Here is a 25,463-nt window from a genome sequence, read left to right as displayed (position 1 = left end):
GAGATCGACCGTTGTTGGCGGATAATGCCGTCACCCCACCCGCCGGATCGGATCCGGCCGCCCCACCAACCAGGACCACAAGGAACCAATGAACGCCAAGAACTCCTGCAACGTTGCCATCGTCGGTGCCACCGGCGCGGTCGGCGAGACCATGCTCAAGATCCTCGCCGAGCGCCAGTTCCCCATCGGCAAATTGCACGTACTCGCCAGCGAACGCTCGGCCGGCGAGAAGATCGAGTTCGGCGCGAAGAAACTGGTGGTGGAAGACCTGGCCAAGTTCGATCCGAGTGGCGTCGACATCGCGCTGTTCTCCGCCGGTGGCAGCATTTCCAAGGAGTACGCGCCGAAGTTCGCCGCTGCCGGTGCGGTGGTGATCGACAACTCCTCGGCGTTCCGTTACGACGACGACGTGCCGCTGGTGGTGTCGGAGGTCAATCCCGAGCAGGTGGCCAACCGCCCGCGCGGCATCATCGCCAACCCGAACTGCTCGACCATGCAGATGCTGGTCGCGCTGGCGCCGATCCACCGCAAGGTCGGCATCGAGCGCATCAACGTGGCGACCTACCAGTCGGTGTCCGGCGGTGGCCGTTCGGCGCTGGAGGAACTGGGCCGCCAGACCGGCGCGCTGCTGAACTTCCAGGATCCGCAGCCGGAACGTTTCCCGGTGCAGATCGCCTTCAACCTGATCCCGCACATCGACGACTTCCAGGACAACGGCTACACCAAGGAAGAGATGAAGCTGGTCTGGGAGACGCGCAAGATCCTCGGCGACGACTCGATCCAGGTGAACCCGACTGCGGTGCGCGTGCCGGTGTTCTACGGCCACTCCGAGGCGGTCAACGTCGAGACCCGCGAGAAGATCACCGCCGCGCAGGTGCGCGAAATGCTGCTGACCGCGCCGGGCGTGGAAGTGGTCGACGAGCCCAGGGCCGGCGGCTACCCGACGCCGGTGACCCATGCCTCGGGCAACGATCCGGTGTACGTCGGCCGCATCCGTGACGACTTGTCGCACCCGCGCGCGGTCAACCTGTGGATCGTCTCGGACAACATCCGCAAGGGTGCGGCGCTGAACGCCGTCCAGCTGGCCGAGCTGGTCTGGGCAGAGCGCGGCTGAGCATGCGCGACTGAGCGTGGCCGGGGGCGGCAAAGGCCGCTCCCGGACTGCCCGCGGCCCTCAATCCGTCGCCGCGATGGCAATTGGCGACGGTTTCAATTGCCCCTTGCCTCGGCGAAGGCTAGAGTCGCCGCCGGGGGACGGCATCGGGATCCGAAGTGAAACAACGTCAAGTGAAACAGCCGGCCAGGCGCGGCTCGCGCACGGTGCTGGCATTGGCGCTGGCCCTTGCCAGCGGCGCCGCATCGGCGTTGGGCCTGGGCCAGATCGAGGTCAAGTCGCGAATCGGGCAGCCATTCCTGGCTGAGATCCCGATCGTGTCCAACGATCCGTCGGAGCTGGAGAACCTGCAGGCCGAGCTCGCCTCGCCGCTGGTCTTCGCCCGCATCGGCCTGCAGCCGCCCACCGGCGTCGTCGCCGAGCTGCGCTTCTCGTCCGCGCTCGATTCGGCCGGCCGGCCAGTGATCCGCGTCACCAGCGACCAGCCGGTGAACGACTCGCTGCTGACCTTCCTGGTCTCGGTCGACTGGGGCCAGGGGCGGCTGGTGCGTGAGTACTCGGCGCTGCTGGACACCCCGCGCACGGTCTCGGCACCGTTGCAGCCGCAGATCGAGGAGACCGTGGTCTCCGCACCCAACATCGTCGAGCGTCCGCTCGAACCGGAAGTGGCCGCCGCTCCGGCGGAAGCGCCCGCTGAAGCCGCTTCGGCTGAAGAATCCGTCGCTGCCGGTCCGGATGGCGACAGCAACGAAGACGCCAACGCCATTGCGCCGACTCCGACGCCGGCGGCAGAACCGGCGAGCGCGCCGGCGCAGGTGGCCAGTGCCGAACCTGTCGCAGCGCCCGCGGGCGACCTTGCCGGCGAGTACTCGGTGCGTCGTGGCGACACCCTTTCGGAGATTGCCGGTCGCGTGCAGGGCGAGGGCTTCACCCTCGACCAGGCGATGATCGCGCTGCTGCGTGCCAACCCCGAGGCGTTCATCGGCGGCAACGTCAACCGGCTCAAGGCCGGGGCGGTGCTGGCGGTACCGGCCAGCGATCAGGTCGCCAGCGTCGATGCCGCGCAGGCGCGCCAGCTGGTCAGCAGCCAGGTGCGGCAGTGGCGCGATGCACGTCGCGCGGTACCGCAGCCGGCGCTCGAAGCCGGCATCGCCGCAGCCGCGGCGACGGCGCCGGTGTCGGCAGGTGCATCGACCGCGGCGGCCAACCCGCGCAGCGCCGATGCACGTCTGGAAATCGTTCCGCCTGGCGCCAGCAGCGCTACCCAGGCGGGTACACAATCCGGCATCAACGCCGGTGGTGAGGGCGACATGCTGCGTCAGGAACTGCAACAGAACACCGAAACCCTCGCCGCGCGCGAAGCCGAACTGCAGGAGCTCAAGGGCCGCGTCGCCGAACTCGAGCAACTGCAGAACAAGCAGCAGCAGCTGATTGCCATGAAGGACAGCGAGCTGGCTGCCGCCCAGCAGCGCCTGGCGCAGAGCAACCAGAAGGACCAGGCGATGCAGGCCGCTTCGGCGATGCCCTGGCTGATCGGCGCCGGCGTGTTGCTGCTGGCCGTGGTTGGTGGCTGGTTCATGCGTCGCCGCCCGGTCAAGCCGGTGTTCCGCGCGCCGCTGCCGGGCGATGCCGTCGCCACGACATCGATCGCCGATTCGTTCGCCGAATCTTCCTTCCCGGCACAGCAGCGCGCTCCGGTCCAGGCCGAAGCGGAACTGCCTGTCGAGGAAGCGCCCGCAGCGCCGGCATTCGAACTGCAGTCGACTGTTCCGGCCGCCGCCGCCGCACCGGCTCCCAGCACCGTCGCGCCGGCGTGGCACGTCGCATCGGCCGACACCAAGGGCCGCGTCGAACCTTCGATGGCGACGCAGCCGGGCCAGGAGCGTCTCGAGCTCGCCCGCGCCTACCTCGACCTGGGCGACCGCGAAAGCGCTCGCCAGCTGCTCGCCGAAGTGGTGATCAACGGCGACCTGTCGGCACGCCAGCGCGCTTCGCGGATGCTGCAGGAACTTGATTGACCGAGCCGGCTTGCCCTTGCCGGACTGACCCGGCTGGACTGATATTGCCGGTCTGACCCAACTGGACTGAAGCGTGCTCGAAACCGCAACCGCCGTCGACGCCCCCCCGTCGCGGCGCCATGCCCTCGGCGTCGAATACGACGGCAGCGGGTTCTCGGGCTGGCAACGCCTGAGCAAGCATGGCGAACCGGAGCGGGAGGGCGAACAAACCCTGCAGGCCGCGCTCGAGCAGGCGCTGACCTTCGTCGCCGGGCATCCGGTCGAGGTGGTCTGCGCCGGTCGCACCGATGCCGGCGTGCATGCCGCTTGCCAGGTCGTCCATTTCGACAGCACCGCGATACGTGATCCGCGCGGGTGGATGCTCGGCGTCACCAGCCGCCTGCCGCCGCAGCTGTGCGTGCGCTGGTGCCAGCCGGTGCCGGACGACTTCCATGCCCGTTTCTCGGCACGCGCACGCCGGTATCGCTACCGCATCCTCAATCGTCCGGTGCGTCCGGCCCTGGGCCGCCAGTACCTGAGCTGGGAGCGGCGTCCGCTCGATGCCGATGCCATGGACCGCGCCGCACAGGCGCTGCTCGGCGAGAACGACTTTTCCGCCTTCCGCACCGTGCATTGCCAGGCCCCGCACGCGATGCGCGAGATGCAGGCGATCCGCGTACGCCGCGATGGCGAAGTCGTCGAGGTCGAGGTGCAGGCCAATGCGTTCCTGCACCACATGGTCCGCAACATCGTCGGCAGCCTGTTGATGGTCGGCAGCGGCGAGCAGCCCGAGGCGTGGATCGCGCAGTTGCTTGCCGGTCGCGATCGCACGGTGGCCGGTCCGACCGCGCCGTCGGCAGGGCTGGTGTTCCTCGGTCCTCGCTATCCGGCGCAGTGGGGCTTGCCGTCCGAGGTCACCCTTTGAGCCACACCCGCATCAAGTTCTGCGGCATGACCCGTGCCGACGACATCCGCCTGGCCTGCCATCTGGGCGTGGACGCGATCGGAATGGTGTTCGCGCAGCGCAGCCCGCGTCGACTCGACAGCGCGCAGGCCGCGGAGTTGAGAACGGAAGTTGCCGCCGGCATCGAAGCCGTTGCGTTGTTCATGGACAACACGGCCGACGAAGTGAATGACGTCATCGCGCAAATGCGCCCGACGCTGTTGCAGTTCCATGGCGTCGAGGACGAGGCCTTCTGTCGCAGCTTCGGGCTGCCCTACATGAAGGCGATCGCCATGGGCGATGAAGGCGGGCAGGGCATCGACTGGGCTGCCCGCTATCCCGATGCGACGGCGCTGCTGCTCGACAGCCATTCCGTCGGCGGCGCCGGCGGCAGCGGACGCACGTTCGACTGGTCGCGCATCCCGGCGAAACTGGGCAAGCCCTTCCTGCTGGCCGGGGGCATCGTCCCCGACAACGTGTTCGAGGCCGTCAGTGGCGTGCGCCCGTGGGGCGTGGACGTATCGAGCGGGATCGAAAGCGCGCCGGGTATCAAGGATGCCGCGCGCATGCGGCGCTTCGTCGAGGAAGTGCGCCGCGCTGACGCCCTGCTGTAGGAGCGGGCTTGCTCGCGATCGTGCGCCGGTGGTGTGTTCGTAGCCCGTTCGCGAGCAAGCCCGCTCCTACACAGGTGACGTGGTGGCCAATTCGGCGCGCAGCCACTTTGCCAGCCGTGGCACGCGCGGATCGCTGCTTCGTTTCGGCGCGCACAGGGCCCAGCATCCATCCGTCGCCACGAATCCCCATGGCGCAAGCAAGCGACCGGCGGCGATGTCTTCGGCCACCAATGGCTCCGGGCTGATCGCCACGCCCAGTCCCGCCTGCGCGGCTTCGAGCAGGTAGTACAGGTGCTCGAAACCGGTGCCAAGTCGAAGCGCGGCGGGATCCAGCCCCATGCGAATGGCCCAGTCCTGCCACGCTTGCGGCCGCGAGGTCGTGTGCAGCAGCGGTTCGCCCAGCAGCGCGGTTGCAGGCGACGACAGCAGACGTTCGTGACCTTCCAGGCGCGGGCTAAGGACCGGCCCGATGCGTTCGGGTGCCAGCTCGCGCACCTGCCAGTCGGCCGGCCATGGCGCCTGCGAGATCAGCAGCGCCGCGTCGAGTCCGCTCAGCTGCGCATCGGGCGCGGTTTCGCTCGCCGACAGGTGCAGCTTGAGATCGGGCAGCTCGCGCGCCAGCCGTTCCAGGCGCGGAATCATCCAGCGCGCCAGCACGCTGCCCGGACAGCCGAGCACCAGCGGTGCCTGCTGGGGCCGTCGGCGCAGCTCCGCCCAGGCGCCACGCAGCGGTTCGAACGCTGCTTCGGCCGCTTCGTGCAAGCGCAGGCCTGCGGGCGTCAGGGCCAGGCCGCGCCCCTGGCGCACGAACAGCGCCGTCCCAAGGGTCTCCTCCAGTGCGCGCAAATGCCGGCTGACCGCGCCATGGGTGACATGGAGTTCGTCGGCCGCGCGGCTGACGCTTTCCAGCCGGGCGACCGCCTCGAATGCGCGCAGGGCATTGAGCGGGGGCAGGTCACGGCTCATAAAGTGTGAGTTTTCCTGACAGGTCTGGCCGATTTTATAGGTTTTTGTGGTCGGTGCCGTGCGATAAGGTGGGATCCGTTGTTGCAGGCCCAGCTTGCTGGTGGCGCCCCCTCCCCAGTCGCCAGCAAGCTGGACTCCTGCCTTGCTGCCGCCTTCGAAGGAGTGACATGAGCGCCGTGGACTTCACCCAAGTGGACTACCACGCCTACCCGGACGCCTCCGGTCACTTTGGTCGCTATGGCGGCCGCTTCGTCGCCGAGACCCTGATCGGTCCCCTCGAGGAACTGGCTGCGGCCTATGACGCCGCACGGGTCGAGCCGGCCTTCGTCGCCGAGTTCGACCGCGACCTGGCCCATTACGTCGGCCGCCCCAGCCCGATCTACCACGCCCAGCGGCTGAGCGAGGAAGTCGGCGGTGCGCGCATCGTGCTCAAGCGCGAGGACCTCAACCACACCGGCGCGCACAAGATCAACAACACCATCGGCCAGGCGCTTCTCGCCAGCCGCATGGGCAAGACCCGGATCATTGCCGAGACCGGCGCCGGCCAGCACGGCGTCGCCAGCGCCACCGTCGCCGCGCGCCTGGGCCTGGAGTGCGTGGTCTACATGGGCGCCACCGACATCGAGCGGCAGAAGATCAACGTCTACCGCATGCGCCTGCTCGGTGCGACCGTGGTGCCGGTGACCAGCGGTTCGGCCACGCTCAAGGACGCGCTCAACGAGGCCATGCGCGACTGGGTCACCAACGTGCGCGACACGTTCTACATCATCGGCACCGTCGCCGGCCCGGACCCGTATCCGCGCATGGTCCGCGACTTCAACGCGATCGTCGGCCGCGAGGCGCGCGCGCAGATGCTGGCCGAGTACGGCCGCCTGCCTGATGCCGTCACCGCCTGCGTCGGCGGCGGCAGCAATGCGATCGGCATCTTCCATGCCTTCCTCAACGACCGCGACGTGCGCCTGGTCGGCGCCGAGGCGGCGGGCGAGGGCATCGCCACCGGCCATCACGCCGCATCGCTGGCCGCCGGCCGCCCCGGCGTGCTGCACGGCAACCGCACTTACGTGCTGTGCGACGACGACGGCCAGATCATCGAGACGCATTCGGTCTCGGCCGGCCTCGACTATCCCGGCGTCGGGCCCGAGCACGCATTCCTCAAGGATGCCGGCCGCGCGCAATACGTCGGCGTGAGCGACGACGAAGCGCTGGCCGCATTCCACCAGCTCGCGCGCTGCGAAGGCATCCTGCCGGCGCTGGAATCCAGCCATGCGATCGCGCAGGCGACGAAGCTGGCGCGGGAGCTGCCGAAGGACGCGATCGTGCTGTGCAACCTGTCCGGGCGCGGCGACAAGGACGTGCACACGATTGCCGCGCGCGAAGGCCTCTCGATTGGCTGACGCCTTGAGGATGAGCCCATGAACCGCATCGATACCCGCTTCGCCGATCTCAAGGCACAGGGCCGCAAGGCGCTGATCCCCTTCATCACGGCCGGTGATCCGTCGCTCGACGCCACCGTGCCGGTGATGCACGCGCTGGTCGAAGCCGGCGCCGACGTGATCGAACTGGGCGTGCCGTTCTCCGACCCGATGGCCGATGGCCCGACCATCCAGCGCAGCTCCGAACGCGCACTGGCGCGCGGGGCAGGGCGCTCGTTCGTGTTCGACTGCGTGCGCCGCTTCCGCGAACGCGACGCCGACACGCCGGTGGTGCTGATGGGTTACCTCAATCCGGTCGAGATTCCCGGCGCCGAGCGCTTCGCTGCCGAGGCGGTCGCGGCCGGCGTCGACGGTGTGCTGCTGGTCGACCTGCCGCCGGAAGAGTCCGCCGAGTTCCGCGTGGCCTTCTCGGCGCATGGCCTGGCGCTGATCCTGCTGGCCTCGCCAACCACCACCGATGCCCGCATGCAGGTGCTGTGCGAGCAGGCGCAGGGCTATCTCTACTACGTCAGCTTTGCCGGCGTCACCGGCGCCGACCGGCTCGACACCGGCGCCGCCAACGCCCGCCTGCACGAAATCCGCAGCCGCAGCCGCGTCCCGGTCGTGGCCGGGTTCGGCATCAAGGACGCGTCCAGCGCGGCGGCAATGGCCGCCGAGGCCGAAGGCGTCGTCGTAGGCAGCGCCCTGGTGTCGGCGCTGGCCGAGGCGGTCGATCCGGCCGGCCGCGCCAGGGACTTTCTCGAACCGCTACGGGCTGCCCTCGACGCCCTGCCGGCCTGAGCACGCCACTGCGCTAAACTGGCCCGCTCGGCCGGACCCTGATCCGGCACTCACCAAGCCTGAACGGGGAACACCCAACGCATGTCCTGGCTCAAGAAACTCATGCCTTCGGGCATCCGCACAGAGACGGGCGCTTCCAAGCGCCGCAGCGTGCCGGAAGGCCTGTGGGAGAAGTGCGACCGCTGCGGCGCCGTGCTTTACCGCCCCGAACTCGAGGAAAACCTCGAGGTCTGCCCGAAGTGCGGCTTCCACATGGCGATCCGGGCGCGCGTGCGCCTGACCGCATTGCTGGATGCCGGCAGCACCACCGAGATCGCCGCCGAGCTCGGCCCGGTCGACGTGCTCAAGTTCAAGGACCAGAAGAAGTACTCCGACCGCATCAAGGCCGCGCAGAAGTCCACCGGCGAGCGTGACGCCCTGGTCGCCATGAGCGGCACCCTCAAGCAGCGGCCGCTGGTCGCCTGCGCCTTCGACTTCGCCTTCATGGGCGGCTCGATGGGCTCGGTGGTCGGCGAGCGCTTTGCCCGCGCCGCCGAAACCGCGGTCGAGCTGGGCTGCCCGATGGTCTGCTTCACCGCCACCGGCGGCGCGCGCATGCAGGAAAGCCTGTTCTCGCTGATGCAGATGGCCAAGACCTCGGCCGCGCTGGGACGCATGCGCGCCAAGGGCCTGCCCTTCATCTCGGTGATGACCCATCCGACCACCGGTGGCGTGTCGGCCTCGTTCGCGATGCTGGGCGACCTCAACCTCGCCGAACCCGAGGCCCTGATCGGCTTCGCCGGCCCGCGCGTGATCGAGCAGACCGTGCGCGAAACGCTGCCGGAAGGCTTCCAGCGCTCGGAGTTCCTGCTCGAGCACGGGGCCATCGACCAGATCTGCGATCGCCGCGAGATGCGCGACCGCCTCGCCACGCTGTTTGCGTTGATGATGAAGCAACCGCAACCGGTGGACGAAGAGGTGGGAGTTTGAGCCGCAAGTACTTCGGCACCGACGGCATCCGCGGACGCGTCGGTGAGGGTCCGATCTCGGCCGACTTCGTGATGCGCCTGGGCAACGCCTACGGCCACGCGCTGCCGCGCCGCGACTGGCGCAACCCGGTAGTCATCATCGGCAAGGACACGCGCATCTCGAACTACATGTTCGAGGCCGCGCTCGAAGCCGGCCTGGTCGCCGCCGGCGTCGACGTGCAGCTGATGGGCCCGATGCCGACCCCGGCCGTGGCCCACCTGACCCACTCGATGCGCGCCGACGGCGGCATCGTGATCTCGGCCTCGCACAACCCGCACCACGACAACGGCATCAAGTTCTTCTCCGCCGAAGGCGAGAAGCTCGACGACGCCACCGAGCTGGCGATCGAGGCCGCGCTGGAACAGCCGTTCCGCACCGTTCCGTCCGAGCAGCTGGGCAAGGCCGTGCGCACCCGCGACGCGCTCGGCCGCTACATCGAAGCGTGCAAGGGCTCGGTGCCCAAGGGCTTCGACCTGGGCGGCATGCGCATCGCCATGGACTGCGCCAACGGTGCCACCTACCAGCTCGGACCGCTCGTGCTGCGCGAGCTGGGCGCCCGTGTCGATCCGATCGGCATCGACCCCAACGGCATCAACATCAACGACGGCGTCGGCTCGACCCATCCGGAAACGCTGGCCGCGCACGTCAAGGCCACCGATGCCGACCTCGGCATCGCCTTCGACGGCGACGGTGACCGCGTGCTGTTTGTCGACGGCGACGGCGTCGTCCGCGACGGCGACGACCTGATCTACGTGCTGGCCTGCGACTGGCAGCAGACCGGTCGCCTGCAGGGGCCGGTGGTCGGCACGCTGATGACCAACTACGCGCTCGAGCGCGCGCTGGCCGAACGAGGCATCGGCTTCGTCCGCGCCAAGGTCGGCGACCGCTACGTCCACCAGCAGTTGCACGCCAACAACGCCGTGCTCGGTGGCGAGGCGTCGGGCCACCTGCTGTGCCTGGATCGTGCCAGCACCGGTGACGGCATCGTCAGCGCGCTGCAGGTGCTCGAGGTGCTCAAGCGCCGCGGCATGAGCCTGGCCCAGGCGCTCGATGGCTTCAACAAGCTGCCGCAGAAGACGGTGAACGTACGCTTCCAGGGCGGCTCCAGGCCGGCCGAGGCGCCGGCGGTGCAGGATGCGCTGGCACAGGCGCAGGCGGCCGTGGCCGGTCGTGGCCGTGCCTTCCTGCGTCCTTCCGGCACCGAGCCGGTCGTGCGCGTGACGGTGGAAGCCGACGACGCGACGCTGATGCAGGACACGCTCGACCGCCTCGCCGAGGCAGTGCGCGCCGCGGCCTGAACGCCGCTGCGCCACCCGTAGGAGCGAACTTGTCGCGATCGCGCGCCGATGCGCCGATTGGGAGAAAGTCGCACCTCGGCCGCCACGTGACAGGCCTATCATTTCCACTCGAACATCGACCCACACAGGCGCGCCCGTGAACCGCATTCCGACCCTCGACATCCGCCGCTTCAGCCAGCCTTCCAGCGCCGGCGACCGTGACGCCTTCGTGGCCGAACTGGGCGCGGCGTATCGCGAGTGGGGCTTCGCCGGCATCCGCGGCCACGGCATTCCGAGCGGGCAGATCGACGCATCCTACGACGTGTTCAAGCGCTTCTTCGACCTGCCCGAGGCGGTGAAGCTGAAGTATCACGTTGCCGGCAGCGGTGGTGCCCGCGGCTACACGCCATTCGGCGTGGAGACGGCGAAGGACTCCAAGCATTTCGACCTGAAGGAGTTCTGGCACGTTGGCCGCGAGATCCCGCGCGACTCGAAGTACGCCGACGTGATGCCGCCGAACCTGTGGCCGACGGAGATCCCGGAGTTCCGCGAGCAGGCCTATGGCCTGTACGAATCGCTCGACCAGCTCGGTTCGCGCGTGCTCAGCGCGCTGGCCCTGCACATCGGCCTGCCGGAGTCGTATTTCGCCGACAAGACCAATTCGGGCAACTCGATCCTGCGTCCGATCCATTACCCGCCGATCACGTCCGACGACATTCCCAACGAGCGCGCCGGCGCGCACGAGGACATCAACCTGATCACGCTGCTGGTCGGTGCCAGCGCCGAGGGCCTGGAAGTGCGTTCGCACAAGGGCGAATGGGTGCCTTTCACGGCCGACGCCGACACGATTGTCGTGAACATCGGTGACATGCTGCAGCGCCTGACCAACCACGTGTACCCGTCGACGACGCACCGCGTGGTCAACCCGCCGGGTGAGAAGGCGCGCCAGCCGCGCTACTCGACGCCGTTCTTCCTGCACCCCAATCCCGATTTCCTGATCGACGTGCTGCCGTCGTGCGTGAGTGCGGAAAACCCGAGCCGCTACCCGGAAGCGATCACAGCCCACGGCTACCTCGAAGAGCGCCTGCGCGAAATCAAGTTGAAGTGACGTTTCGGCCCGCGCGCCCTGGCGCGCGGCTTTGCCGAAACGTCATCCCGGCGAACGAGGGGATCCAGGCCCGCACCCCGTCAGCAACATCTCGTCATCCCGGCGAACGCCGGGATCCAGGCCCGCACCCCGCCAGCAACATCTCGTCATCCCGGCGAAAGCCGGGATCCACCTTGACCTCTGACCTCGCTCGCCCGCGGGCAGTTCGTCAACGGCGGCAGGTGTGACTCAATGTCAGACAATTCTCATATTCGCTACCCGACGGCCCACGAATAATCCGTAGGCAGAGCAGCAGTATCCATCGGTACGCAGGTACGACGGCTCGCCCCTCGAACCAACGGAAGTATCGATGCAGAACCTGGCGGGCATCTGGCATGGCCTCGCGCATAACGCGACCGGCCTGATCGAGTCGATGCATGCCATGGCGTTCGACCTGGCTCCGCACGCCGACGCGCCAAGGGTCTGGGTAGATGCCGATACCGGCCTGGCCATGATCACGATGGCTGCCTGTCCGAAGTCCGGCGCACAGGGATATGCCGCCGACGAACGCCATGTGCTGATGCTCGACGGCGCGCTCTACAACTGTCGCGAGCTGGCTGCGCAACTGCGCGACGACGCCCCGGATCCGGCTGTCGGTGATGCCCCGATGCTGTTGGCGGCCATCGCGTGCTGGGGGCTGGAGGGCGCGCTGCGGCGTTGCAATGGCGCATTCGCGCTCGCCCTGTGGGATCGCCGCACGCGGACGTTGACCCTTGCGCGCGACCGCATAGGCAAGCGCCCCCTGTACTACGGCTGGTGCGGCGGGGCACTGGTATTCGCCTCGCAACTCAAGGCCCTGCAACGGGCGCCGGGTTTTTCCGCGCGGATCGACCGCAACGCGCTCAGCGCGCTGCTGCGCTACGACTACATCCCGGCGCCGCATTCGATCTTCATGGGGATCCGCAAGCTACTGCCGGCGACGCTGCTGTCGATTGACGTCGCCACCGTCCGGCGTCGCGACGACAATGCCCTCGAGGACAGGAGCGTGTGCTACTGGCGCGCCCAGGAGGCGATGGAAACGGCTATTTCCAGGCGTCACAACCCGTCCATCGACGAAGCCGTCGACCGCCTGGACAGGCTGCTGCGCGAGTCGGTGACGTGCCGTCTTGGCGAAGAGGGCAGTGCCGCGGCATTCCTGTCCGGCGGGACCGATTCATCGCTGGTCGTGGCGACCTTGCATGCCGTTACCGGAAGGCCTGTGCGCACCTGCTCGCTCGGCTTCGACAACTTCGAGCACGATGAAACCCCCTGGGCGCGTGCAGTGGCCTGCAGGCTGGGGGCCGACCACGTCGAACATCGCGTCGACGGCATCCAGGCGGCAGCCCTGTTGCCCTCGCTGGTGTCGGCGTATTGCGAGCCGTTCGCCGACTCGTCGCAGATTCCGACGCTGATCGCCAGTCGCCTGGTTGCACGGCACAACGCGCTGGCGTTCACCGGTGACGGCGGCGACGAGCTGTTCTTCGGCCACCAGGCCTACCAGCGGGCGATCCGCAATGCGCGCGTGCTCGGCCACGTGCCGACCTTTGCCCGCAGCCTGGCGCGGCGACTGGCATCGCGTCGCCCCGAACGGGCGCGACTGGGCGGCGTCCCGGCGTTGCTGTCCGAGCTCGGTGCCGAGGGAGTGAGCGGGCATTACCTGCAACGGGTCTCGCGTTGGCGCGATCCTGCCGCCGTGGTCCGCGGTGCCTGCGAGCCGATCACCGTCTTTACCGATCCGCGCAGGCAGTTGTGTGCCGGCGAAGCTGTCGATCAGATCCTGTTGCTGGATTTCCAGATGGATCTGCCCAATGGCATCCTCGCCAAGATCGACCAGGCCGGGCGCTCGGCAGGTTTGCGGACCTGCTCGCCATTCCTCGATCCGGCCATCGTCCAGTTCGCGTGGTCGCTGCCGCCAGCGCTCAAGCAGATCGACGGCGAGGGCAAGCCGGTGCTCAAGCGCCTTCTCGAGCGCTACCTTCCCGCCCATCTGGTTTACCGGCCCACGAGCGGATTCGGGGCGCCGGTCGGTGATTGGCTGCGCGGGCCGATGCGGGAGTGGGCGTACGACCTGCTCGACGAATCCAGGCTGCGGCAAGAGGGGTTCTTCGATGCCGAGAAGGTGGCCAGGCTTTGGCGGGAGTTCAATGCAGGGCAGCGCAAGTGGCATACCCACCTGTGGAGCATCCTGATGTTCCAGGCGTGGTATCGCGGCCTCGGCGATTGAATGCCGCTAGCGGATGCCTGCAGTCGGATCGAGGCCAGCCGACAAGGCGGCACGCCAGGCGGCGAGTTTGGCGTCGGCGGACATGCCGGCGTGCGCCGGACTGGTCGAAGGCAGTCGCTGCAGGCGCAGGCGGGATCCATCGGCGAACGCCGGCACCATGCGTCGGAATGCGCTTTCGGCTTTGGCGCCGTTGAACAGCACGGTGGCAATGCCGGGGTGATCGGCAAAGAACCTGGCGAAATCATTGGCCTGAGCTGTGACGTCGCGTATCGCCGAATCCAGGCTGCCATCGCGCTCGCATCGATCGAGCACGTCCCACAGGGCAATGCCGGATTGCTTCAGGCGCAACAATCGCTGCGCATAGGGCAGGGCGGGCAGGGCGCCCACCAGCTCGCCCATGATCGGCCAGAAGCGGTTTTGCGGATGTGCGTAGTACTGATGCGCCTGCAATGACGCGGCCCCGGGCATGCTGCCGAGGATCAGCACGCGCGCATCCTTTGCGCTGACCGGCGGAAAGCCTTTCAACAGTCGCGAGCTGGCGGAAGAGGTCGTTGCCATGGATCGATTCTCGCCGACGTGAGGTAAACTTTGCGCCCTTCGTTCAGCGTGCCGCGGCACCTGGACCCAGCCAGGAATCAAGGAGTGGCCATGCGCCGCAGAATCGTCGCCGGAAACTGGAAGCTGCATGGCGATCGCCATTTCGCCCTGGAACTGCTCGATGCGCTGGTCGCGATGCCGGCCCCGGCCGGGGTCGAGCAGCTGATCCTGCCGCCGCTGCCTTACCTGGCCGGCCTGATCGCCCGTTATGGCGAGAAGGGCCTGACCTTCGGCGCGCAGGACGTCAGCGTCAACCAGAAGGGTGCCTACACCGGCGAAGTCTCGGCCGAGATGCTCAAGGACGTCGGCGCCGGCTACGGCCTGGTCGGCCACTCCGAGCGCCGCCAGTACCACGGCGAAAACAGCGAGCTGGTCGCGCGCAAGTTCCTGGCCTGCAAGGCCGCGGGGCTGACCCCGATCCTGTGCGTGGGCGAGAGCCTGCGTGAGCGCGAGGACGGCCAGACCGAATGGCGCATCCAGGAGCAGCTCGAGCCCGTTTTCAAGCTTGCTGGCGCGCAGGCGCTGGACGGCGCGATCCTCGCGTACGAGCCGGTCTGGGCGATTGGTACCGGCAAGACCGCCACGCCCGAACAGGCACAGGCCGTACACGCATTCATCCGTAGCGAAATCTCCGCACACGATGCTAGAATCGCTGGCTCGCTACCGATCCTGTACGGCGGAAGCGTAAAGGCCGACAATGCCGCCGCGCTGTTTTCGCAGCCGGACGTCGATGGCGGCCTGGTCGGCGGGGCCTCCCTGGTCGCGTCCGATTTCCACGCCATCGCGGTAGCGGCGGCACCCTGACGAGTCGCGGACCCGGTCCCTTGGGCCAGTCCCGGTTCGTTCCACGAGCTTCAGTGAACTAGCAGAATCCAACGATGCTGTTGTTACTCAACGTCATCTACGTGCTGATCGCGATCGCGATGGTTGCGCTGATCCTGATGCAGCGCGGCGCGGGTGCGCAGGCCGGCTCCGGTTTCGGTGGCGGCGCCTCGGCGACCGTGTTCGGCGCGCGTGGCTCGGCCAACTTCCTCACCAAGGCCACCAAGTGGCTGGCGATCTCGTTCTTCGCGATCAGCCTGTTCATGGCCTGGCAGGCGATGCACCGTGCAACCGGCGACACCAGCGCGACGGCCCCGGCGGCCGGCGTGATGGCCGACCAGGTTCCGGCAGCTCCGGCGGCTCCGGCTACGGGCGGCAACAATTCGGCAGTGCCGGCGGCCCCCGTGGCCCAGCCGGCGCCCGCCAGCAGCGTTCCTCAGGCTCCGGCCGCGACCGACGCTGCGCCGGCTCCGGCTACGGCCCCGGCAACGCAGGCTCCGGCCGCGACCCAGTCGCCCGAGCCGGCAAAGCCGCAGCCCCCGGCTGGCGGCTGAGCGAAGGGGTACCATTGGTTTTCATCGGCCCGGCACGGATTGCCGGGTACGGTCAGCGATGACCGGCAACGACCAGGCCTGCATCGGTCCGGTCGCGTCAGGACGACACAAGGTTTGATTGCCCAGGTGGCGGAATTGGTAGACGCACTACCTTGAGGTGGTAGCGACGTAAGTCGTGGGGGTTCGAGTCCCCCCTTGGGCACCACACCTAATAACAAACACGCAAAAACGTACTGCAGCAAACAGCACCACCGACGCGGGTGCGGCGCGCACGGCGTGCCGGAAACTCGCGCGGGGATGACCAGGCGGCAACACGCCGAGCCAAGGTCGCAATGGCGGCCGAGCTAAACGAAGCGAGAGAACAACTAGTGCTGGCCGAATACCTGCCGACCCTGCTGTTCCTGATCGTCGCCGGAGGTATCGGCGTCGCCCTGCTGGTGGTGGGCCAACTGCTCGGCCCCCAGCGCCCGACCCTTGAAAAACTCTCGCCGTACGAGTGCGGATTCGAGGCGTTCGAAAGTGCGCGCATGCAGTTCGACGTGCGCTACTACCTGATCGCGATCCAGTTCATCATCTTTGACCTGGAAATCATCTTCATCGTGCCCTGGGCCACCGTGTTCCGCGAACTCGGTGTGATCGGCCTGATCGAGATGGGCATCTTCGCCGGCATGCTCTTGCTCGGCTTCGTCTACGTCTGGAAGAAGGGAGCACTCGAATGGGAGTGATCCAGAATGTTTCCGAGCTGATGCACAACCCGCTGCCCGAAGGGCGGCTGGACGACATCCTGCGCCCGGAAGGTGACAACCCGCTGCTGCAGCAGGGCTTCGCCCTCACCTCGTTCGATGCGTTGTGGAACTGGGCACGCACCGGCTCGATGTGGCCGATGACGTTCGGCCTGGCCTGCTGCGCCGTCGAGATGATGCACGCGGGCGCCGCGCGCCTGGACCTGGACCGTTACGGCGTGGTGTTCCGCCCGTCGCCGCGCCAGTCCGACGTGATGATCGTCGCCGGCACCCTGGTCAACAAGATGGCTCCCGCGCTGCGCAAGGTCTACGACCAGATGCCCGGCCCGAAGTGGGTGATCTCGATGGGCAGCTGCGCCAACGGCGGTGGTTACTACCATTACTCGTACTCGGTCGTGCGCGGCTGTGACCGCATCGTGCCGGTCGACGTCTACGTGCCGGGCTGCCCGCCGACGGCCGAAGCGCTGATCTACGGCATCCTGCAGCTGCAGAAGAAGATCCGCCGTGGCACCAACTTCGGCGAAAACATCCAGGGCGTGCGCTGAGATGGTCGAGACCGTGCAAGCGTTTGTAGATCGCCTGGCTGCCCGTTTTGACGGTGCGCTGGTGGTCGTTGCGGAACCGCGTGGCGAAGTCACCATCGACGTCGCCGCCGCGCAATGGCTGTCCACCGCGCTCGCGCTGCGCGACGAGTTCGGCTTCGAGCAGCTCGTCGACGTCAGTGGCGTCGATTACCTCAGCTACGGCAGCGACGAGTGGGACACCGACGTGTCCTCCGAGGGTTTCTCGCGTGGCGTGGAAGGCAAGAGCGCCGGCCGCTTCGCCTGGGGCGAGCAGGTCAACGGTGCCGCGGCTTCGCCGGAGCGCCGCTTCGCCGCGGTCGCGCACCTGCTGTCGTACCAGCACAACCGTCGCGTGCGCCTGCGCACCTTCGCCGAGAACGACGACCTGCCGGTCGTTGACTCGCTGACCTCGGTGTGGCCGGGCAGCAACTGGTTCGAGCGCGAGGCGTTCGACCTGTTCGGCATCATCTTCGAAGGCCATCCGGACCTGCGCCGGATCCTCACCGACTACGGTTTCGTCGGTCATCCGTTCCGCAAGGACTTCCCGCTGATCGGCAACGTCGAAGTGCGCTACGACGCCGACAAGAAGCGCGTGGTCTACGAGCCCGTGTCGATCGAGCCGCGTGTCGGCGTGCCGCGCGTGATCCGCGATGACGCGCGCTACCAGACCGCTGCCGGCGAAGCCGCGCAGGGCGCGGAGGTGAAGAAGTGAGCGCCATTGTGTCCAGCACGAATACCTCCGGCCTCAACAACGCCGAGATCCGCAACTACACGCTGAACTTCGGCCCGCAGCACCCGGCCGCGCACGGCGTGCTTCGCCTGATCCTGGAAATGGACGGCGAAGTGATCCAGCGCGCCGACCCGCACGTCGGCCTGCTCCATCGCGGCACCGAGAAGCTGGCCGAGTCCAAGCCGTTCAACCAGTCGATCGGCTACATGGATCGCCTCGACTACGTGTCGATGATGTGCAACGAGCACGCCTACGTGCGCGCGATCGAGACCCTGATGGGGATCGAGGCGCCCGAGCGTGCGCAGTACATCCGCACGATGTTCGACGAGATCACCCGCATCCTGAACCACCTGATGTGGATCGGATCCAACGCGCTCGACCTGGGCGCGATGGCGGTGTTCCTGTACGCATTCCGCGAGCGCGAAGAGCTGATGGACTGCTACGAAGCGGTCTCCGGCGCGCGCATGCATGCGACCTACTACCGTCCGGGCGGCGTCTACCGCGACCTGCCGGACCGCATGCCCAAGTACAAGGAATCGCCGTGGCGCAAGGGCGGCAAGCTCAAGCGTTTCAACGAATGGCGTGAAGGCTCGCTCCTGGATTACCTGGAAGCGTTCACCAAGGATTTCCCGGCGCGCGTCGACGAGTACGAGACGCTGCTGACCGAGAACCGCATCTGGAAGCAGCGCACCGTCGGCATCGGCGTGGTTTCGCCCGAGCAGGCCCTGGCCTGGGGCATGACCGGCGCGATGATCCGCGGCTCGGGCGTCGCCTGGGACCTGCGCAAGAAGCAGCCGTACGCCAAGTACGACGCGGTGGATTTCGACATCCCGGTCGGCACCAACGGCGACTGCTACGACCGCTACCTGGTGCGCGTGGCCGAGATGCGCCAGTCCAACCGCATCATCCAGCAGTGCGTGAAGTGGCTCAAGGCCAACCCCGGCCCGGTCATCGTCGACAACTTCAAGGTCGCGCCTCCCTCCCGCGAGGAGATGAAGGACGACATGGAAGCGCTGATCCACCACTTCAAGCTGTTCTCCGAAGGCTATTGCGTGCCGGCCGGCGAGACCTACTGCGCGGTCGAAGCGCCCAAGGGCGAGTTCGGCTGCTACCTGGTGTCGGACGGTGCCAACAAGCCGTTCCGAGTGAAGCTGCGTGCGCCGGGTTTCGCGCACCTGTCTTCGATGGACGAAATCGTGAAGGGCCACATGCTGGCCGACGTCGTGGCGATGATCGGTACCTACGATCTCGTGTTCGGCGAGGTCGACCGCTGATCGCGGCGGCCGTTGAGGATCTGAACAGATGAAGGCAACCGGAAACTTCGAGGCCACCCAGCACGTCGACCCGATGGTCGCGTTGTCGGACAAGACCCGCGCCCATATCGACCACTGGCTGACCAAGTTCCCGCCGGACCGCAAGCGTTCGGCGGTGCTGCAGGGCCTGCACGCGGCACAGGAACAGAACAACGGCTGGCTCAGCGATGAACTCATTGCCGCCGTGGCCAAGTACCTCGGCCTGCCGCCGGTGTGGGCTTACGAGGTCGCCAGCTTCTATTCGATGTTCGAGACCGAGAAGGTCGGCCACAACAACGTCGCTTTCTGCACCAACATCAGCTGCTGGCTCAACGGCGCCGAGGATCTCGTGCGCCACGCCGAGAAGAAGCTGGGCTGCAAGCTGGGCGAGTCGACCGCCGACGGCCGCATCTTCCTCAAGCGCGAGGAAGAGTGCCTGGCCGCGTGCTGCGGCGCGCCGGTGGTGGTCATCAACGGGCATTACCACGAGAAGCTGGACACCGCTCAGGTGGACGAGCTGCTCGACGGTCTGAAGTGAGGCTTAGGACGACCCATGGCGCACTCGCACCACGACTACTCGCAGGGCTACGGTCCGGTCGGCCCGGTTCCGCAGGAGCACAACGTCGTTTACACGACGCTGCACTACGACACCCCGTGGTCGTATGAGAACTACCTCAAGACCGGCGGCTACGCCGCGCTGCGCAAGATCCTGACCGAGAAGATGGATCCGGCCGCGGTGATCGACATGGTCAAGGCCTCGGGCCTTCGTGGCCGTGGCGGCGCCGGCTTCCCGACCGGCCTGAAGTGGAGCTTCATGCCCAAGGGCAGTGGCACCCAGAAGTACATCCTGTGCAACTCGGACGAGTCCGAGCCAGGCACGGCGAAGGATCGCGACATCCTGCGCTACAACCCGCATTCGGTGGTCGAGGGCATGGCGATCGCCTGCTACGCGACCGGCTCGACGGTGGCCTACAACTACCTGCGTGGCGAGTTCCATCACGAGCCGTTCGAGCATTTCGAGCAGGCACTGAAGGAAGCCTACGAGAACGGCTGGCTGGGCAAGAACGTGCTCGGCAGTGGCGTCGACATCGACATCTACGGCGCGCTCGGCGCCGGTGCGTACATCTGCGGCGAAGAAACCGCGCTGATGGAATCGCTGGAAGGCAAGAAGGGCCAGCCGCGCTACAAGCCGCCGTTCCCGGCCAACTTCGGTCTGTTCGGCAAGCCGACGACGATCAACAACACCGAGACCTACGCCTCGGTGCCGGCGATCATCCGCAACGGCGCCGAGTGGTTCCTCAACCTGGGCAAGCCGAACAACGGCGGGCCGAAGGTGTTCTCGGTGTCGGGCCATGTTGCCCGCCCGGGCAACTATGAAATCCGCCTGGGCACGTCGTTCGCCGACCTGCTGCAGATGGCCGGTGGCATGCGTGCCGGCCGCCGGCTGAAGGCCGTGATCCCGGGTGGTTCCTCGATGCCGGTGCTGCCGGGCGAGACCATGATGGGCCTGACGATGGACTACGACTCGATCCAGAAGGCCGGTTCCGGCCTGGGTTCGGGCGCGGTGATCGTGATGGACGAGACCGCCTGCATGGTCCGCGCCTGCCAGCGCATCGCCCGTTTCTACTTCAAGGAAAGTTGCGGCCAGTGCACGCCGTGCCGCGAAGGCACCGGCTGGATGTACCGCATGCTGACCCGCATCGTCGAGAAGCAGGCCACGCTGGAAGACCTGCAGATGCTGCGCGCCGCTGCCGGCCAGATCGAGGGCCACACCATCTGCGCCTTCGGCGAAGCCGCGGCGTGGCCGGTGCAGGGCTTCCTGCGCCACTACTGGAACGAGTTCGAGTACGCGATCGTGAACAAGCGTTTCCTGGTCGATGACCAGCTCGCAGGCACCGTGGTCGAGAAGGTGGCCGCATGAGCGCGCAGCCCGTGAATCCGAACGTACCGCCGGACCATGTCTCGATCGAGATCGACGGCATCGCGATGGTCGCGCCCAAGGGCTCGATGATCATCCATGCCGCCGACAAGGCCGGCATTCCGATCCCGCGCTTCTGCTACCACGACAAGCTGGCCGTCGCGGCAAACTGCCGCATGTGCCTGGTCGAGGTCGAGAAGATGCCCAAGCCGGCGCCGGCCTGCGCCACGCCGGTGATGGAAGGCATGAAGGTCGTCACGCGCAGCGAGAAGGCACTCAAGTCGCAGCGCAACGTGATGGAGTTCCTGCTGATCAACCATCCGCTCGACTGCCCGATCTGCGATCAGGGCGGCGAGTGCGAGCTGCAGGACCTCTCTCTGGGCTACGGCCGTTCGGTCAGCCGCTTCTCCGAGCGCAAGCGCGTGGTGCCCGACGAAGACATCGGTCCGCTGGTCGCCACCGAGATGACGCGCTGCATCCAGTGCACGCGCTGCGTGCGCTTCACCGCGGAAATCGCCGGCACCTACGAGCTGGGTGGCATGTACCGCGGCGAAAACCTGCAGATCGGCACCTACGACGGCAAGCCGCTGACCACCGAGCTGTCGGGCAACGTCATCGACGTCTGCCCGGTCGGCGCGCTGACCAACAAGGTGTTCCAGTTCAAGGCACGCCCGTGGGAACTGACCGCGCGCGAGTCGCTGGGCTACCACGACGCGCTGGGCAGCAACCTGTTCCTGCACGTGCGCCGCGGCGAAGTGCTGCGCACCGTGCCGCGCGACAACGAAGCGGTCAACGAGTGCTGGCTGTCGGACCGCGACCGTTATTCGCACCAGGGCCTGTACGCGCAGGACCGCGCGACCTCGCCGATGGTGAAAGAGAACGGCGAGTGGCGCGACGCTTCCTGGGAAGAAGCGCTGGCCAAGGCCGCGAAGATCCTGCGTGACAACGGTGCCGACAACCTCGGCATCCTGGCCCATCCGTCGACCTCGAACGAAGAGGGCGTTTTGCTGGCCCGCCTGGCCGAAGCGCTGGGCACCGGCAACATCGACCACCGCATCGGCCAGCACGACCTGAGCGATGCCGCCATCGCCACGCCGTTCGCCACGCCGGTCAACGACTTCGACCATGCCGACCTGATCGTCATCGTCGGTTCCAACCTGCGCCACGAGTTGCCGCTGGTGCACCAGCGCGTGCGCAAAGCCTGGAACCGCGGCGCCAAGGTGCACGTGGTCAACCCGGTCGATTTCGACTTCACCTTCGACATCGCCGGCAAGCAGATCGTGGCTCCGTCGCAGATCGCCGCGGCACTGTCCGACACCGCGCTCAACGACGTTGCCAAGAGCGCCACTCGCGCCGTGGTGATCGTCGGCGCGCTGGCAGAGAACGGTGCCCACGCTGCCGCCATCCGCAAGGCCGCCGTCGCCTTCGCCGCCAGCACCGGTGCCGCGCTCAACCGCATCCCGCAGGGCGCCAATGCCGTCGGCCTGTCCGACTACGGCGTGCTGCCGATCGCCCACGATGCGCAGGCGATGCTGGCCGACGCGCGTACCGCCTACATCCTGTACGGCATCGAGCCGGGCCTGGATTTCGCCGACACCGCGACCGCGCTGAAGGCACTCAACCCGGCTCAGGTCGTGGCGTTCAGCACCTTTGCGTGCCGCTCGACCCGTGCCGTCGCCGACGTGATCCTGCCGATCGGTCTGCTGCCGGAAATCGACGCCACGCTGACCAACCTCGACGGTCGCCAGCAGGTGGCCGTTGCCGGTGGCAAGCTGCCCGGCCAGGCCCGTCCGGGCTGGCGCGTGCTGCGCGCACTCGGCGGCGAGCTCGAGGCCAAGGGCTTTGGCTTCACCGATCTGGTCGGCCTGCGCGCGAGCATGAAGATGCGCGACACCCAGGTCGTCGCCGGCAAGGCGCCGTCCACTGCGGGCGAAGGCCTCGAAGTCGCCGCCAGCATCGGCATCTACCGCAGCGATGCGGTGGTGCGTCGCGCCCCGGCGCTGCAGTCGCATCCGCTCAACGTCGAGCCCAAGGCCGTGCTCAATCCGCATGACGCGTCCGCCCTCGGCCTGGCTGACGGCGTGGTCGCGAAGTTCAACACTGCCGCAGGTACGGCCACGCTGCCGGTCGCCGTCAGCGACAAGGTCGCGCGCGGCACCGTGTGGGTCGAGAGCGGGCACGGCGCGACCGCGCCGATGTCCGGTCGCGTGCAGGCGGGGAGGGCATAAGCATGCTTTCGACTCATGTGATCGATCCGTTCCGCGACTGGATGCTGTCATTCGGCAACATCGGCGCGCTGCTGTGGATCGTGCTGAAGATCCTGCTGATCGCCATGCCGGTGATCATCACGGTCGCGTTCTACGTGGTCTGGGAGCGCAAGCTCATCGGCTGGATGCACGTCCGCCACGGACCGATGTACGTCGGCCGCGGCATCCTCCAGGCCTTCGCCGACGTCTTCAAGCTGCTGTTCAAGGAAGTCATCCAGCCGACCAAGGCCGAGCCCTTCCTGTTCAAGTTCGCACCGCTGATCGCGCTGGCCCCGGCCTTCGCGGCGTGGGCGGTGGTGCCGTTCGACTACCAGGTGGTGCTGTCGAACGCCAACGCCGGCCTGCTGTACCTGCTGGCGATGACCTCGCTGGGCGTGTACGGCATCATCCTCGCCGGCTGGGCGTCGAACTCGAAGTACGCCTTCCTTGGTGCCATGCGCGCCGCGGCGCAGGTGGTCTCGTACGAAATCGCCATGGGCTTCGCCATGGTCGGCGTGATGGTCGGCGCCGGCAGCCTCAACCTCACCGACATCGTGATGGCGCAGGCCGGCAACGCCGGCGCGCTGGAATGGTTCTGGCTGCCGATGCTGCCGCTGTTCGTCATCTACTTCATCTCGGGCGTTGCTGAAACCAACCGCGCGCCGTTCGACGTGGTGGAAGGCGAGTCGGAGATCGTGGCTGGCCACATGGTCGAATACTCGGGCTCGGCGTTCGCGCTGTTCTTCCTGGCCGAGTACGCGAACATGATCCTGATCAGCTTCCTGGTCTCGATCTTCTTCGTCGGCGGCTGGCTGAGCCCGCTGCAGGGCCTGGGTATCCCGTTCCTGTCGGTCAACGGCTGGTGGTGGTTGCTGGCCAAGGTGTTCTTCTTCGCCAGCTGCTTCATCTGGTTCCGTGCGTCGTTCCCGCGCTACCGCTACGACCAGATCATGCGCCTGGGCTGGAAGGTCTTCATCCCGCTCACGATCGCCTGGATCTGCGTGGTCGCGTTGATGGCGTACTTCAAAATCTTCGAGCCGGGCGTGTAAGGGAAAGGCATGAATCGCATCGTTTCCTATTTCAAGAGCCTGCTGCTGATCGAGCTTGCGCAGGGACTTGCCCTCACCGGCAAGTACCTGTTCAAGCCGAAGTACACGCTGATGTACCCGATGGAAAAGACGCCGCAGTCGCCGCGCTTCCGCGGCGTGCACGCGCTGCGTCGTTACCCCAACGGCGAAGAGCGCTGCATCGCCTGCAAGCTGTGCGAGGCGGTGTGCCCGGCGCTGGCGATCACCATCGACTCGGAGAAGCGCGAGGACGGCACCCGCCGCACCACGCGCTACGACATCGACCTGTTCAAGTGCATCTTCTGCGGGTTCTGCGAAGAGTCCTGTCCGGTCGACTCGATCGTGGAGACGCACATCCACGAATACCACTTCGACAAGCGCGGACAGAACATCGTCACCAAGCCGCAGCTGTTGGCCATTGGCGACCGTCTCGAAGCCGAGATCGCCGAGCGCCGCGCTGCCGACGCACCTTTCCGCTGAGGCCTGAAGCATGGATCTCGCCCAGTTCTCCTTCTTCGTATTCGCCGCCGTAGCCACCGCTGCCGCGGTCGGAGTCATCAGCGTGCGCAACCCCGTGCACGCGGTGCTGCTGCTGGTACTGACCTTCTTCTCGGTCGCCTGCACCTGGATCATCGCCGGCGCCGAGTTCCTCGGCGTGGCCCTGATCCTGGTCTACGTCGGCGCGGTGATGGTGCTGCTGCTGTTCGTGGTGATGATGCTCGACATCGACGTCGCCCCGCTGCGCGAGGGCTACGTGCGCTATCTGCCCGTCGGCCTGGTGGTCGCGGTGGTGATGCTGGTCGAGATGCTGACCCTGATCGGGGTCAAGGCCAAGGTCGCCACGGCATTCACCGCCGACGCCGCGACCGGTGGCAACACCGCCTGGCTGGCGCGCGCACTGTTCACCCAGTTCCTGCTGCCGTTCGAGCTGGCCGCGGTGATCCTGACCGTGGCGGTGATCGCGGCGGTCACGCTGACCCTTCGTCGCCGCCCGGGTGCCAAGCACCAGAGCCCGTCGGCCCAGGCCCGCGTCCGCGCCAGCGACCGCCTGCGCATGGTCAAGATGGATGCAACTCGGCCGGCGCCAGCCTCGATCGAAGCATCCGCAGAGGAGAGCAAGCCGTGAGCGAATTCTTCGGCGCCGGCCTTGCGCTCGGCCACTATCTCGCCCTCGGCGCGGTGCTGTTCTGCATCAGCGTCGCCGGCATCTTCCTCAACCGCAAGAACGTGATCATGTTGCTGATGTCGCTGGAGCTGCTGCTGCTCGCGGTGAACATCAACTTCGTCGCCTTCTCGCGCGAGCTTTCCGATCCGGCCGGCCAGGTGTTCGTGTTCTTCATCCTGACCGTGGCCGCGGCCGAGGCCGCCATCGGCCTGGCCATCCTGGTCACGCTGTTCCGCAACCGGCGCACGATCAACGTCGCCGAAATCGATTCGATGAAGGGCTGA

25 protein-coding genes and 1 tRNA gene are annotated in these 25,463 nt (G+C 67.3%); 24 read left to right on the top strand and 2 right to left on the bottom strand.

From position 1 onward, the window contains the following. The first annotated feature begins 88 nt into the window (after positions 1 to 88). The 4 genes from AC3A3Q_RS01575 to AC3A3Q_RS01560 all read left to right on the top strand — a co-directional run bounded on the left by AC3A3Q_RS01575 (position 89) and on the right by AC3A3Q_RS01560 (position 4,668). Positions 89 to 1,114 (top strand): aspartate-semialdehyde dehydrogenase, encoded by a 1,026-nt coding sequence (locus AC3A3Q_RS01575; RefSeq protein ID WP_487584578.1) that lies wholly within the window; start codon positions 89 to 91, stop codon positions 1,112 to 1,114. 158 nt (positions 1,115 to 1,272) lie between these two features. After that, a complete protein-coding gene (locus AC3A3Q_RS01570; RefSeq protein WP_487584577.1) occupies positions 1,273 to 3,132 on the top strand; it encodes a type IV pilus assembly protein FimV in 1,860 nt (619 codons plus the stop codon). Positions 3,133 to 3,205: 73 nt separating this feature from the next. Next, on the top strand, positions 3,206 to 4,036 hold the full coding sequence (gene truA, locus AC3A3Q_RS01565; protein WP_487584576.1) for a tRNA pseudouridine(38-40) synthase TruA: 831 nt from the start codon (positions 3,206 to 3,208) through the stop codon (positions 4,034 to 4,036). Beyond that, entirely contained in the window at positions 4,033 to 4,668 is a 636-nt protein-coding gene (locus AC3A3Q_RS01560) for a phosphoribosylanthranilate isomerase (RefSeq protein WP_487584575.1), read from the top strand. The genes truA and AC3A3Q_RS01560 overlap by 4 nt, the downstream gene beginning before the upstream one ends. A gap of 66 nt (positions 4,669 to 4,734) precedes the next feature. On the opposite strand, the gene AC3A3Q_RS01555 is transcribed toward AC3A3Q_RS01560, so the two are convergent. Next, positions 4,735 to 5,634, bottom strand: a complete 900-nt coding sequence (locus AC3A3Q_RS01555) for a LysR family transcriptional regulator (protein WP_487584574.1) — start codon at positions 5,632 to 5,634, stop codon at positions 4,735 to 4,737. 167 nt (positions 5,635 to 5,801) lie between these two features. Here AC3A3Q_RS01555 and trpB point away from each other — a divergent pair, with 167 nt between their 5' ends. The 6 genes from trpB (at position 5,802) to AC3A3Q_RS01525 (ending at position 13,482) form a co-directional block, all read left to right on the top strand. Continuing rightward, entirely contained in the window at positions 5,802 to 7,028 is a 1,227-nt protein-coding gene (gene trpB / locus AC3A3Q_RS01550; protein WP_487584573.1) for a tryptophan synthase subunit beta, read from the top strand. 18 nt (positions 7,029 to 7,046) lie between these two features. Further along, entirely contained in the window at positions 7,047 to 7,847 is an 801-nt protein-coding gene (gene trpA, locus AC3A3Q_RS01545; RefSeq protein WP_487584572.1) for a tryptophan synthase subunit alpha, read from the top strand. Between the two features lie 81 nt (positions 7,848 to 7,928). After that, the gene (accD, locus tag AC3A3Q_RS01540; RefSeq protein WP_158730661.1) at positions 7,929 to 8,816 is read left to right on the top strand and encodes an acetyl-CoA carboxylase, carboxyltransferase subunit beta; all 888 of its coding nucleotides are present in this window, start codon (positions 7,929 to 7,931) and stop codon (positions 8,814 to 8,816) included. Beyond that, complete coding sequence (gene glmM / locus AC3A3Q_RS01535) at positions 8,813 to 10,153, top strand: phosphoglucosamine mutase (protein ID WP_487584571.1); 1,341 nt, start codon at positions 8,813 to 8,815, stop codon at positions 10,151 to 10,153. Before accD ends, glmM begins: the two co-directional genes overlap by 4 nt. A gap of 136 nt (positions 10,154 to 10,289) precedes the next feature. Continuing rightward, positions 10,290 to 11,240, top strand: a complete 951-nt coding sequence (locus AC3A3Q_RS01530) for an isopenicillin N synthase family dioxygenase (protein ID WP_487584570.1) — start codon at positions 10,290 to 10,292, stop codon at positions 11,238 to 11,240. Positions 11,241 to 11,589: 349 nt separating this feature from the next. Beyond that, positions 11,590 to 13,482: an asparagine synthetase B family protein gene (locus tag AC3A3Q_RS01525; protein WP_487584569.1), complete on the top strand. Its 1,893-nt coding sequence runs from the start codon at positions 11,590 to 11,592 to the stop codon at positions 13,480 to 13,482. Positions 13,483 to 13,488: 6 nt separating this feature from the next. Here AC3A3Q_RS01525 and AC3A3Q_RS01520 read toward each other — a convergent pair whose 3' ends face one another. Beyond that, entirely contained in the window at positions 13,489 to 14,040 is a 552-nt protein-coding gene (locus tag AC3A3Q_RS01520) for a DNA-deoxyinosine glycosylase (RefSeq protein WP_487584568.1), read from the bottom strand. A gap of 90 nt (positions 14,041 to 14,130) precedes the next feature. Between AC3A3Q_RS01520 and tpiA the strand changes: the two genes are divergently transcribed. The 14 genes from tpiA to nuoK all read left to right on the top strand — a co-directional run bounded on the left by tpiA (position 14,131) and on the right by nuoK (position 25,463). After that, the gene (gene tpiA / locus AC3A3Q_RS01515; protein ID WP_487584567.1) at positions 14,131 to 14,883 is read left to right on the top strand and encodes a triose-phosphate isomerase; all 753 of its coding nucleotides are present in this window, start codon (positions 14,131 to 14,133) and stop codon (positions 14,881 to 14,883) included. A 74-nt stretch (positions 14,884 to 14,957) separates the two neighbouring features. Continuing rightward, entirely contained in the window at positions 14,958 to 15,455 is a 498-nt protein-coding gene (gene secG / locus AC3A3Q_RS01510) for a preprotein translocase subunit SecG (protein WP_487584566.1), read from the top strand. 120 nt (positions 15,456 to 15,575) lie between these two features. Continuing rightward, positions 15,576 to 15,660, top strand: a tRNA-Leu gene (locus AC3A3Q_RS01505). A 163-nt stretch (positions 15,661 to 15,823) separates the two neighbouring features. Beyond that, positions 15,824 to 16,180, top strand: a complete 357-nt coding sequence (locus AC3A3Q_RS01500; protein WP_200606334.1) for an NADH-quinone oxidoreductase subunit A — start codon at positions 15,824 to 15,826, stop codon at positions 16,178 to 16,180. After that, positions 16,171 to 16,743: a NuoB/complex I 20 kDa subunit family protein gene (locus tag AC3A3Q_RS01495; protein WP_200604907.1), complete on the top strand. Its 573-nt coding sequence runs from the start codon at positions 16,171 to 16,173 to the stop codon at positions 16,741 to 16,743. The genes AC3A3Q_RS01500 and AC3A3Q_RS01495 overlap by 10 nt, the downstream gene beginning before the upstream one ends. A 1-nt stretch (position 16,744) precedes the next feature. Beyond that, a complete protein-coding gene (locus AC3A3Q_RS01490) occupies positions 16,745 to 17,473 on the top strand; it encodes an NADH-quinone oxidoreductase subunit C (RefSeq protein WP_386703445.1) in 729 nt (242 codons plus the stop codon). Next, complete coding sequence (locus AC3A3Q_RS01485; protein ID WP_487584565.1) at positions 17,470 to 18,765, top strand: NADH-quinone oxidoreductase subunit D; 1,296 nt, start codon at positions 17,470 to 17,472, stop codon at positions 18,763 to 18,765. Before AC3A3Q_RS01490 ends, AC3A3Q_RS01485 begins: the two co-directional genes overlap by 4 nt. A 28-nt stretch (positions 18,766 to 18,793) precedes the next feature. Next, complete coding sequence (gene nuoE, locus AC3A3Q_RS01480; protein ID WP_487584564.1) at positions 18,794 to 19,321, top strand: NADH-quinone oxidoreductase subunit NuoE; 528 nt, start codon at positions 18,794 to 18,796, stop codon at positions 19,319 to 19,321. Between the two features lie 15 nt (positions 19,322 to 19,336). Beyond that, on the top strand, positions 19,337 to 20,704 hold the full coding sequence (gene nuoF, locus AC3A3Q_RS01475; protein ID WP_487584563.1) for an NADH-quinone oxidoreductase subunit NuoF: 1,368 nt from the start codon (positions 19,337 to 19,339) through the stop codon (positions 20,702 to 20,704). Beyond that, a complete protein-coding gene (nuoG, locus tag AC3A3Q_RS01470) occupies positions 20,701 to 22,929 on the top strand; it encodes an NADH-quinone oxidoreductase subunit NuoG (protein ID WP_487584562.1) in 2,229 nt (742 codons plus the stop codon). The genes nuoF and nuoG overlap by 4 nt, the downstream gene beginning before the upstream one ends. Then, positions 22,926 to 23,996 carry an NADH-quinone oxidoreductase subunit NuoH gene (nuoH, locus tag AC3A3Q_RS01465; RefSeq protein WP_487584908.1) on the top strand — a complete coding sequence of 357 codons (1,071 nt, stop codon included), beginning with the start codon at positions 22,926 to 22,928 and terminating at the stop codon, positions 23,994 to 23,996. Before nuoG ends, nuoH begins: the two co-directional genes overlap by 4 nt. 9 nt (positions 23,997 to 24,005) lie before the next feature. Next, entirely contained in the window at positions 24,006 to 24,494 is a 489-nt protein-coding gene (gene nuoI, locus AC3A3Q_RS01460; RefSeq protein WP_200604913.1) for an NADH-quinone oxidoreductase subunit NuoI, read from the top strand. 10 nt (positions 24,495 to 24,504) lie between these two features. Further along, positions 24,505 to 25,140, top strand: coding sequence for an NADH-quinone oxidoreductase subunit J (locus AC3A3Q_RS01455; protein ID WP_487584561.1), 636 nt, complete (start codon positions 24,505 to 24,507; stop codon positions 25,138 to 25,140). Further along, positions 25,137 to 25,463 (top strand): NADH-quinone oxidoreductase subunit NuoK, encoded by a 327-nt coding sequence (gene nuoK, locus AC3A3Q_RS01450; protein ID WP_200604915.1) that lies wholly within the window; start codon positions 25,137 to 25,139, stop codon positions 25,461 to 25,463. Before AC3A3Q_RS01455 ends, nuoK begins: the two co-directional genes overlap by 4 nt.

This window comes from Lysobacter sp. Soil_C_59, assembly GCF_057656415.1.
Note: the sequence above shows the minus strand (reverse complement) of the source record. Positions and strands in the feature narration are given on the sequence as shown.

Excerpts from the sequence above, each read along its gene's own strand:
- AC3A3Q_RS01575 (WP_487584578.1), top strand. The coding sequence starts at position 89 with ATGAACGCCAAGAACTCCTGCAACGTTGCCATCGTCGGTGCCACCGGC.
- AC3A3Q_RS01555 (WP_487584574.1), bottom strand. The coding sequence starts at position 5,634 with ATGAGCCGTGACCTGCCCCCGCTCAATGCCCTGCGCGCATTCGAGGCG.
- trpB (WP_487584573.1), top strand. The coding sequence starts at position 5,802 with ATGAGCGCCGTGGACTTCACCCAAGTGGACTACCACGCCTACCCGGAC.
- trpA (WP_487584572.1), top strand. The coding sequence starts at position 7,047 with ATGAACCGCATCGATACCCGCTTCGCCGATCTCAAGGCACAGGGCCGC.
- accD (WP_158730661.1), top strand. The coding sequence starts at position 7,929 with ATGTCCTGGCTCAAGAAACTCATGCCTTCGGGCATCCGCACAGAGACG.
- AC3A3Q_RS01525 (WP_487584569.1), top strand. The coding sequence starts at position 11,590 with ATGCAGAACCTGGCGGGCATCTGGCATGGCCTCGCGCATAACGCGACC.
- AC3A3Q_RS01520 (WP_487584568.1), bottom strand. The coding sequence starts at position 14,040 with ATGGCAACGACCTCTTCCGCCAGCTCGCGACTGTTGAAAGGCTTTCCG.
- tpiA (WP_487584567.1), top strand. The coding sequence starts at position 14,131 with ATGCGCCGCAGAATCGTCGCCGGAAACTGGAAGCTGCATGGCGATCGC.
- secG (WP_487584566.1), top strand. The coding sequence starts at position 14,958 with ATGCTGTTGTTACTCAACGTCATCTACGTGCTGATCGCGATCGCGATG.
- AC3A3Q_RS01495 (WP_200604907.1), top strand. The coding sequence starts at position 16,171 with ATGGGAGTGATCCAGAATGTTTCCGAGCTGATGCACAACCCGCTGCCC.
- AC3A3Q_RS01490 (WP_386703445.1), top strand. The coding sequence starts at position 16,745 with ATGGTCGAGACCGTGCAAGCGTTTGTAGATCGCCTGGCTGCCCGTTTT.
- nuoE (WP_487584564.1), top strand. The coding sequence starts at position 18,794 with ATGAAGGCAACCGGAAACTTCGAGGCCACCCAGCACGTCGACCCGATG.
- nuoF (WP_487584563.1), top strand. The coding sequence starts at position 19,337 with ATGGCGCACTCGCACCACGACTACTCGCAGGGCTACGGTCCGGTCGGC.
- nuoG (WP_487584562.1), top strand. The coding sequence starts at position 20,701 with ATGAGCGCGCAGCCCGTGAATCCGAACGTACCGCCGGACCATGTCTCG.
- nuoI (WP_200604913.1), top strand. The coding sequence starts at position 24,006 with ATGAATCGCATCGTTTCCTATTTCAAGAGCCTGCTGCTGATCGAGCTT.
- AC3A3Q_RS01455 (WP_487584561.1), top strand. The coding sequence starts at position 24,505 with ATGGATCTCGCCCAGTTCTCCTTCTTCGTATTCGCCGCCGTAGCCACC.